Here is an 8,132-nt window from a genome sequence, read left to right on the forward strand (position 1 = left end):
TCATGGTCATCTGTGTACTCCTCAACTCAAGAGGATCTTGTTACACAGACCATCTGACAGGCTCTGAGGTTCATCAGGCCGGTGGCCTCGATGACCCAGGCCGCCCTGGTCGAACGCGCCCGCCAGCTCGCGGGCCTGAAGGGCTATGTCACCAACCTGCCCGAGTCCACCATGGACGGGCCCGCGGTCGTGGCCGCCTACCACGACCTGTGGCAGGTCGAGCACAGCTTCCGCATGGCCAAGTCCGACCTACGCGCACGGCCGATCTTCCACCGCGAACGCGACGCCATCGAAGCCCACCTCACCGTCGTCTTCGCCGCCCTCGCTGTCTCCCGGCACCTCCAGGACACGACCGGCGTGACCATCAAGACGCTGGTCAGAACCCTGCGCCCACTACGCACCATCCGCGTCGACATCGGCGGACACCCCATCACCGCAGCCCCGCAGATCACCGACCAGGCCCGAGCCATCCTCAGCCGGCTACCGGCGATCAACGCGCCGGGGCACTAAATCTGTGCAACTCAGGTCTGACAGCGGCCAGTCCAGACTCACCGTAGGCGGCCATTTGCCGCCCCAGTGGCTGCTCGGGGGTCCGGAGTCGGTCAATCCGCACCGCGCCGGGCCGGAACCTCCGAGTCGTGCGCCGGCTGATCTGTGAGAGCGGCTACCGGCTCGGCAAGGTAGGAGGCCACCGCGTAGGTGGCGTGGCGGTCGAGGTTGTGGCGGGCCCGGTCGTAGCGGCGGGTGGTGCGCGGGTCTGCGTGCCCGGCGGCGTCCTGGACGTCGCGCAGCTCGACCTTCGCGTCCAACGCGGTGGTCACGAACGCGTGCCGCAAGGTGTGCGGGCCGATCCGGTCCGCCGAGGCCAGGCCGGCGGCGCGGGCGAGGCGGCGGATCAGCCGCCACGCCGCCGGGCCGTCCATCCGCCGCCCGGTCCGGGTGGTGAAGATCGGCCCGGCCTCCCGGCCATCGAGGTAAACGTCCAGGGCCCGCGCGGTCGGCGCCGCCAGCGCCGCGGTCGCGGCCCGGCCGCCCTTGCGGTGCAGCCGCAGCACCCGATGCCCCCGCTCGACCTGGAGGTGCTCGACGTCGCGGGACAGCGCCTCGTCGATGCGTAACCCGTTGTGCAGCAACAACGTGACCAACGCTGTCGCGCGGGGACCGTCCGCCTGGGCGGCGGCGAGCAGCGCGCGTTGCTCGTCGCGGTCCAGTCCGGTGCTGGGGGAGTCGGATTCGACCCGGGGTCGGCGTACCCGGGTCACCGGTGAGGACCCGATCAGGCCCTCGTCGACGGCGTAGTCGTAGAACCCGGCCAACGCGGCGAGCCGGCGCGCCACAGTGGACGCGGCGGCCGGGCGCCCGGTCCGCGGCCGCGGCGCCGCGAGCGCGGTGACGTAGCCGTCGAGGTGCACCCGGCGGACGGCAAAGACCTCGATTCCGACCTGGTCGCACCAGTCGAAGAAGTCGGTGATGTCGCGGGCGTAGGCGCGGCGGGTGTGCTCGGAACGGCAGCTGAGCAGAAACGCCGCCAGGACCCGATTCCGACGGTCCCGCGCGCGCTCGACATCCCCGGCCGCCATCGCCGCCACCACACCCGGCCCCGCGGGGCGTGCGTCGTCGAGCTGCTCGGGCCCACCCACGCCGGAACCGTAACCGAGCACCACCGGCACACGACGGACGTCGGGGGCTGGTGTCAGGTGCGGGTGTCAGGTGCTGGTGTCCCAGCCGGCGCCGATCAGCATCGCGAGCGTCTCGGCCCGGTCGCCGAGGGCGTCGAGGTCGATGGGGGACAGGTAGACCTGCACGTGCGGCTGGCCGGCACGGGCCTCGGCGTGCCAGACGGTGTGCTCGACGCTCAACGGATAGGCAGAGGGCGCCACGTACATCTCTGCACCTGCCGGCGGGACGGCCGGCATCTCGACCAACCGGCTCAGATGGACCAAGTCATCGACGACCTCGGCCGGGCCCTGCGGCAGCATGCTGTACGCCGTCGCGACCAGCTCCACCCGGACCATGATCGCAGTCTGCCCCACGGCCTGGCCGGTGCCGGGCAGGCCGAGCTCGTGTCGGTGCTCCGCTGCCAAACCCCCGCGGGGACCCCGCCCGGGGGAGCGGACCTGCTGCGGTCGGGCATCCTGTCTCGGTGACCGAGGAGTCGACGCGCACCGTCCGGGAGTTCGCCCTGGCCGCGCGGAGCTGTCCGAGGAGCGCATCGAGCGCCACTACGCAGCCGGGCTGCTCCGGCTCGACGGGGAGCCGGTGACCGATCTTGACGCGCCGATGCCGGCCGACGGCCGCGTACAGGTCGCCGGGTCCTGAGCCGGCGCGGCAGGCCGCACCCCCCGGGCGGCGCGGCCCGTCGATGCGCTCGACATCGAGGGCGGCCTCCACGACCCGTACGCGGTCGGGCTGCTGCTCCCCGGCGAGGCCGCCGACGCGTTCCGGCTGGCCCGCCACGCCGACCCCCGACAGCTGGGTGTGGGCTGCTTCGGAGTCCACCGGCGACAGCGTCCCGATGCTGGAGTGACGTCGTCTCGGGTTGTACCAGGACTAGGGGCAACCGAGCGGACGCCCATACCAGCCGACGGCCTTCGAGCCTGGTGATCGAGAGCGGCGGCCCTCGCTGCGGTGTCGGCGCCGGGCTGGATTCCCGTGGAAGCCGTCGGGCCCGACCTTGGCGATCGAGAGGAGCACAGTGCTGGGTCTGTCTCGTGATCGGTGGGGCCTTTTGGCCTGGCTGTTCGGGTGAGCTTGGCCCCTGACACCGGACACCTCTCCTGAGGCGGACCCCGTCCGCCGGGAAGGATGTCGTTCGTGCCCGCTCCTCACCCGCCGAAGTTCCGGCAGCGCGCAGTGGACCTCGCCCGCTCGAAGGTCAAGACCGTCTCCGAGATCGCCAAGGAGCTGTCGATCTCGGAGTCCTGCCTACGGAACTGGCTCGCTCAGGCCGACGCAGACGAGGGCGGCTTGAATTCCTCGCGTCTATCCGGCGACGAGAAACGCGAGCTCGCCGAGCTGCGCAAGAAGGCCCGCCGGCTTGAGGTGGAGAACGAGATCCTCAAGCGTGCCGCCGCCTATTTCGCCCGGGAGAATGTCCTCCCAAAGTAGTTTTCCCGCTGGTCCGTGAACTCGCCGACGACGGATTCTCCGTCGCGGTGACCTGTCGGGTCCTTGGCGTGCGGCGCCAGGGCTACTACGAATGGTGCTCTGGAGTGCAATCGCCCCGAGCGCAGGAGAACGAGCTGTTGCTCAAGCACATCGAACGGATCCACGCCGAGTCCCGCCGCACCTACGGGTGGCCGCGGGTGCACGCCGAGCTCACCCTCGGCCTTGGGATGGCGGTCAACCACAAGCGGGTCGCACGGCTCATGCGCGAAGCCGGGATCCAGGGCCTCTACAGGCGCCGAAACCGCGGCTGCACCGTGCGCGACCAGCACGCTGACCCCTACGACGACCTCGTCGACCGCGACTTCGTGGTCGACGGGCCCGACGAGATCTGGTGCACCGACATCACCGAACACTCCACACGAGAAGGGAAGGTCTACTGCGCTGCGGTCATCGACGTGTTCTCCAGGCGCGTCGTGGGCTGGTCCATCGACGACAACATGCGCACCGAACTGGTGGTCGACGCCCTGGGAATGGCCATCACTCGACGACGACCGGAGCGGCAGGCCACGATCCTGCATTCCGACCACGGCTCGCAATTCACGTCATGGGCCTTCGGTCGTCGACTCGTCGATGCAGGACTCGCTCCGTCGATGGGTTCGATCGGGGACTGCTACGACAATTCCCTTGTCGAGTCGTTCTGGGGCATGCAACTCGAGCTTCTCGACTCGAAGAAGTGGGAAACCCGCGCCGAGCTTGCCACCGCGATCTTCGAATGGATAGAGTGCTGGTACAACCAGCTACGGCGACATTCCAGCATCGGAATGCTCTCTCCGGCCGACTTCGAAGCAGCCCATACCCCACCACGCCAAGATCACTGACTCCACACCGGGACTGTTTCAAGATCGGTGTTTTCGGCCCGACACGCCGGGCGGAGGTCCGGCGGGATGGGCACTGTGAGTGATGACATCAGACCTTGTGAGTCCACGCAGGGGTGAGTCCAAGCCGGCGCGGGAGCTGTCGGCGGAGCAGGCGGCAGCGGCAGCGATGGTGGCCGAAGCCAAGGCACGAGGCCTGGCGTTGACCGGCCCGGACGGCCTACTGAAGCTGTTCACCAAGAATGTGTTGGAAACGGCATTGAACGAGGAGATGACCGAGCACCTCGGGCACGCCAAGAATCGGGCGGCCCCGGAGCGGGAGTCCACGAACGTGCGGAACGGGTCACGGCCGAAGACAGTGATCTCGGACGCGGCCGGTGAAGTCAAGATCGACGTGCCGAGGGATCGGGAGGGCACGTTCGAGCCACAGATCGTGCGTAAGCGTCAACGGCGCCTCACTGACGTGGACGAGATTGTGCTGTCGCTGTACGCGAAAGGAATGACGACCGGAGAGATCTCTGCGCATTTCGCCGACATCTACGGGGCGTCGGTGTCGAAGGAGACGGTCTCGCGGATCACCGACAAGGTCGTCGCCGAGATGAACGACTGGGCCACTCGCCCGCTGGATGCGGTGTACGCGGCGGTGTTCATCGACGCTATCCACGTGAAGGTCCGGGACGGACAGGTCGCCAACCGGCCCGTCTACGCCGCCATCGGGGTCACCGTTGACGGCTGTAAGGACGTGCTCGGCCTGTGGATGGGTGTCGGCGGGGAGGGCGCGAAGTTCTGGATGAGCGTGCTGGTCGATCTGAAGAACCGCGGCGTGCGCGACGCGTTTTTCGTGGTCTGCGACGGCCTCAAGGGCCTACCGGAGGTCGTGGCGAACGTGTGGCCACAGTCTGTTGTCCAGACCTGCGTCGTTCATCTTATCCGGAACACGTTCCGACTGGTCGGCCGGCAGGACTGGGATGCGGTAAAACGAGACGTCAAACTGATCTACGCGGCGCCCGGCCCCGACGCCGCACTGGTCGCCATGGACGAACTCGAACAGAAATGGCAGCGCAAGTACGGGGCGATGATCCGACTGTGGCGCAACGCCTGGGAAGAATTCGTGCCGTTCCTCGACTACGACGTCGAGATCCGGAAGGTCATCTGCTCGACAAATGCGATCGAGTCACTCAACGCCCGCTACCGGCGAGCTGTCCGAGCACGAGGCCATTTCCCGACCGAGCAGGCCGCAATGAAATGCCTGTATCTTGTGACCCGCAGCCTCGACCCGACCGGGAAGGGCGGGGTCCGGTGGACGATGCGATGGAAGCCTGTGATCAACGCGTTCGCCATCACGTTCGGTGACCGCTGGCCGGGAGCCGAGACCTACTGAACACGACGCCGGAAACACCGATCACGAGACAGACCCTCCACACCGTCAGTGTCCGGCGCTGGGGGCCAAGCTCAGGGAGCCTTTCGGCCCTGCTGCTGTGGGCGGGGGCCGGCCGATGATCCACGGCGATTTGAGGTCGTGCAAGGAGGGGTGTGTGGTGAGGCGGCGGACAGCGGCGGCTGAGATCGCGGTACACACCGTGGGGGAAGTGGTCGAGGACGCGGGGGAGTATGTCCGGCGGCAGGTCGCTGCGGTCATCCGGCGTCTGCCTGGTCGCTATTCCTCGGCTCGGGTCAGGCTGGCGGTCCTAGGGCGGGCCAGTGCGCCTTGTCCGGCACTGGCTCAGGTGAACGTCGAGATCGATGGTTGGCCGGTGCGAGTACAGGTGGCCGCTGCGTTCTTACGGGAGGCGGCTGGTCTGCTGCGCGTGCGGCTCGGTCAGCAAGTCGCGCGGTTGGCAACGCCATGGGCGCCGCGACCGTGGCCGGACTCCGGCCCGCGTCGTGCTCGCCCACAGCCGCTGCGTCCGGTCGGGCGGTCTGAGATCGTCCGGCGGAAGACGGTGTCGCTGGTGCGGTGTGCTCCGGACGAGGCGGCCCTGACGATGGACTTGATGGACTTCGACGTGCACCTGTTCGTCGATGCCGACACCGGCGAGGACAGCGTCGTCTACCGGGTCGGGCCCACGGGCTACAGGTTGGCCCGTCTGAGCAGCCTGGCCCCGCCTGCCGGGTCAATGCGGCTACCCCTGACGGTCAATGTCCACCCGGTGCCGGAGTTGTCCGCCGAACAGGCCGCTGAGCAGCTTGCCCGTACCGAGTATTCGTTCCTGTTCTTCCGCGATGCCGACGCCGGGCGTGGCCACGTGCTCTATCAGCGCTATGACGGGCACTACGGCCTGGTCGTCGCCGGGTGAGAGTGAGAGCTGTGATGAGGGGAGCCGAGGCCGTCATGGAAACCGTGCGCCGCGAACCCGCTCGGGGTTTGCGGCTTGTCGAACTCGCCCGTGTCGAGGCGTTAGCGCTGCTGGGTGAGGTGTCCTTGGGTCGGGTTGTGTTCACCGACCGGGCGCTACCGGCGGTCCGCCTGGTCAACCATGTGGTCGACCGAGAGACGGTGATCATCCGTACGCACTTGGGGTCGGCCCTACTCTCGACCGCTGGCGAGGTTGTGGCCTATGAAGCCGACGCTTTCGACCTCCAGACCCATGAGGGCTGGAGCGTGGTCGTCACAGGGACCGCACGGATTGTGCGCGATGAGAAGGACATCGCCCGTTACGAACAGTTGCTGCGTCCCTGGGTCGACCAACACATGGAGTACGTCATCGGGATCCGTGCCGCGATCGTGACCGGCTACCGCATCGTCAAACATGACCGGGACCTGCTGTAAGGGCTGAACTGGGACACTCCGGAGCCGAACACTGAGGGTGCTGCGCCCTGGTTTGCGTCCTCGTAGGGCAGGACGGTGTCGGGGGCGGTGCGGTGGGCACGGCACACGCCCCCGACCGTCGACCCCGGCACCCTGCCCTGGGGTCGATCAGCTCGGGCACTGGGGGGACACGACCGCCCGAGCTGAAGCGGATCTCGACCATCGGCCATCGGTCGTTAACGGCGCCTTTGGCCCTGCCCGGATTCTACTGAATCTCGGGCCCCGTCTGAATCTCTGGCCCCGTCGAGGAGGGGGAGAGGGCGCCCGCACTGCCCTCGTCATTCTGGCTCGTCGGCGGTGCGCCAGTCAGCGCTGGGCCGACCCCAGCCTCCGGGCAGCGCAGTCCTTTGCACCGGCCGTAGAGGCCTGGCGAGTCCTCGTGCCGGTGCTGACATGGTGGTTGCTTGGCGCGCCCCGATCGGTCAGCTACCTGTCGACCTGCCGGAGGATGCGCTCCGAGCTGTGCGCGATGGAGCCACGCTCGACGTCCTATGGATGAACGGCTGCTAGCTGCCGCGCAGCCGTACACGCGGGTGATCAACGAGTTCCTCGAAACGACCGCGCTGCGCTGACCGAGGCCAGTCGCTCCGCGATCTTCTCGACGTCGGACAGGGTGCCGTCGGCGACGGTGATCACCAGCTCGAACAGCTCGTCCTCCTCCGCGGTTACGGCGGAGCCGTTGACCAGAAGGAACACCTCGGCGGCCGCCCAGGCCAGCCGTTTGTTGCCGTCGACGAGTGCGTGGTTGCGCGCGAGGCTGTGCAGCAGCGCGGCTGCCTTGGCGTGCAGCCCGGGGTATGCGTCGGTGCCGAACACCGAGGCCTGTGGTCGGGCTAGTGCCGACTCAAGTAGGCCGTAGTCGCGCACTAGGACGTCGTCACCGACGGCCCGACGCGCCACCCGCATCAGCAGCTCGAGGTCGAGGTACTCCATCACGCGTTGCCCAGCCGGTCGAGCAGCCGGGCCCGCGCTGGGATGATCTCGTCGAGTGCGTCGTCGACGCGTTCGGAGAGCGTGCGGCGCGCGAGGTACTCGCGGATTGCGGTCTGCGCCACGGCTTGCATCGAGCGGTGCTCGGTCTCGGCTCGTTGCCGTAGCGCCTCGGTCTCGTCGTCGGAGAGCCGCAGTGTCATCGCCATACCATGATGATACCAGCTGATGGTATCATCATCTACCTGTGGAAACAGTAAAGCTCTGGCCCAAACAGGCCGGGGCGCTGGCTGTCGCTGTCGCCGGGAACGTGTCGAAGGGTGGAGTGCTGAGTGAGGCCTTGGCAGGCTAGTGCCTCGTCAGGCAACGTTCGGTAGGTAATCGGGCCTGCGGATCCTGGACTCGGGAGC

9 protein-coding genes and 1 pseudogene are annotated in these 8,132 nt (G+C 67.9%); 6 read left to right on the plus strand and 4 right to left on the minus strand.

Translation table 11 applies throughout. From position 1 onward, the window contains the following. Window positions 1-105: 105 nt before the first annotated feature. Window positions 106-510, plus strand: a pseudogene (locus PSD17_RS12305) (IS1634 family transposase); the annotation flags it as partial. A 92-nt stretch (window positions 511-602) separates the two neighbouring features. Here the strand turns inward: PSD17_RS12305 and PSD17_RS12310 are convergent. Then, window positions 603-1,640, minus strand: coding sequence for a tyrosine-type recombinase/integrase (locus tag PSD17_RS12310; RefSeq protein WP_339122709.1), 1,038 nt, complete (start codon window positions 1,638-1,640; stop codon window positions 603-605). A 66-nt stretch (window positions 1,641-1,706) separates the two neighbouring features. Next, complete coding sequence (locus PSD17_RS12315) at window positions 1,707-2,006, minus strand: hypothetical protein (protein WP_339122710.1); 300 nt, start codon at window positions 2,004-2,006, stop codon at window positions 1,707-1,709. Window positions 2,007-2,814: 808 nt separating this feature from the next. Between PSD17_RS12315 and PSD17_RS12320 the strand changes: the two genes are divergently transcribed. From PSD17_RS12320 to PSD17_RS12340, 5 genes are all read left to right on the plus strand, one after another. Further along, window positions 2,815-3,108 (plus strand): transposase, encoded by a 294-nt coding sequence (locus PSD17_RS12320; protein WP_339122711.1) that lies wholly within the window; start codon window positions 2,815-2,817, stop codon window positions 3,106-3,108. 47 nt (window positions 3,109-3,155) lie between these two features. Continuing rightward, complete coding sequence (locus PSD17_RS12325) at window positions 3,156-3,986, plus strand: IS3 family transposase (protein WP_339122712.1); 831 nt, start codon at window positions 3,156-3,158, stop codon at window positions 3,984-3,986. 166 nt (window positions 3,987-4,152) lie between these two features. After that, window positions 4,153-5,364, plus strand: a complete 1,212-nt coding sequence (locus PSD17_RS12330; protein ID WP_428993581.1) for an IS256 family transposase — start codon at window positions 4,153-4,155, stop codon at window positions 5,362-5,364. A 346-nt stretch (window positions 5,365-5,710) separates the two neighbouring features. Then, window positions 5,711-6,280, plus strand: a complete 570-nt coding sequence (locus PSD17_RS12335) for a sigma 54 modulation/S30EA ribosomal C-terminal domain-containing protein (protein ID WP_339122713.1) — start codon at window positions 5,711-5,713, stop codon at window positions 6,278-6,280. 35 nt (window positions 6,281-6,315) lie between these two features. Further along, the gene (locus PSD17_RS12340; protein ID WP_339122714.1) at window positions 6,316-6,753 is read left to right on the plus strand and encodes a pyridoxamine 5'-phosphate oxidase family protein; all 438 of its coding nucleotides are present in this window, start codon (window positions 6,316-6,318) and stop codon (window positions 6,751-6,753) included. Between the two features lie 576 nt (window positions 6,754-7,329). On the opposite strand, the gene PSD17_RS12345 is transcribed toward PSD17_RS12340, so the two are convergent. Both PSD17_RS12345 and PSD17_RS12350 read right to left on the minus strand, forming a co-directional pair. Beyond that, window positions 7,330-7,725 (minus strand): type II toxin-antitoxin system death-on-curing family toxin, encoded by a 396-nt coding sequence (locus PSD17_RS12345; protein ID WP_339122715.1) that lies wholly within the window; start codon window positions 7,723-7,725, stop codon window positions 7,330-7,332. Beyond that, entirely contained in the window at window positions 7,725-7,931 is a 207-nt protein-coding gene (locus tag PSD17_RS12350; protein WP_339122716.1) for a hypothetical protein, read from the minus strand. Before PSD17_RS12350 ends, PSD17_RS12345 begins: the two co-directional genes overlap by 1 nt. Between the last annotated feature and the right edge of the window lie 201 nt (window positions 7,932-8,132).

Source organism: Pseudonocardia sp. D17 (assembly GCF_036984265.1).
Taxonomy (GTDB): Bacteria; Actinomycetota; Actinomycetes; order Mycobacteriales; family Pseudonocardiaceae; genus Pseudonocardia; species Pseudonocardia benzenivorans.

Excerpts from the sequence above, each read along its gene's own strand:
- PSD17_RS12330 (WP_428993581.1), top strand. The coding sequence starts at position 4,153 with ATGGTGGCCGAAGCCAAGGCACGAGGCCTGGCGTTGACCGGCCCGGAC.
- PSD17_RS12340 (WP_339122714.1), top strand. The coding sequence starts at position 6,316 with ATGGAAACCGTGCGCCGCGAACCCGCTCGGGGTTTGCGGCTTGTCGAA.
- PSD17_RS12345 (WP_339122715.1), bottom strand. The coding sequence starts at position 7,725 with ATGGAGTACCTCGACCTCGAGCTGCTGATGCGGGTGGCGCGTCGGGCC.
- PSD17_RS12350 (WP_339122716.1), bottom strand. The coding sequence starts at position 7,931 with ATGGCGATGACACTGCGGCTCTCCGACGACGAGACCGAGGCGCTACGG.